1 pseudogene is annotated in these 277 nt (G+C 53.1%); it reads left to right on the top strand.

The annotated features are described in order from the left end of the window. Positions 1-277 (top strand): annotated as a pseudogene (locus F3I62_RS20255) (hypothetical protein); the annotation flags it as partial.

The following is a 277-nucleotide window of genomic DNA, read 5'->3' as shown; positions in this document are numbered from 1 at the left end:
TCCGATCCGCTTTACGCTTCACATCAGCGGGAGGCGAATTCTACAGCGTTCAAACCCGCTGTCAACTACCTCTTTCTAGCTTCTCCAGCTCTTTCGAACCGAGACACCGACAGGATCAAACCACCACCCCGCCAGCTCGGCGCATTCTACTCGAATCCGCCACCATCGCAACCTTTACTTAAACCTAACTCTTTGTTTAACAAGGAGTTTTCAGATCAGGCCGCGCCGGAAGAGGTGCGCATTATAGGCCCGCAGATTTCGCCGTCAACGCCTTTCT

It is taken from the genome of Pseudomonas sp. R-28-1W-6 (genome assembly GCF_009799925.1).
Classification (GTDB): Bacteria; Pseudomonadota; Gammaproteobacteria; order Pseudomonadales; family Pseudomonadaceae; genus Aquipseudomonas.
This window is presented reverse-complemented; position numbering and strand designations above follow the sequence as displayed.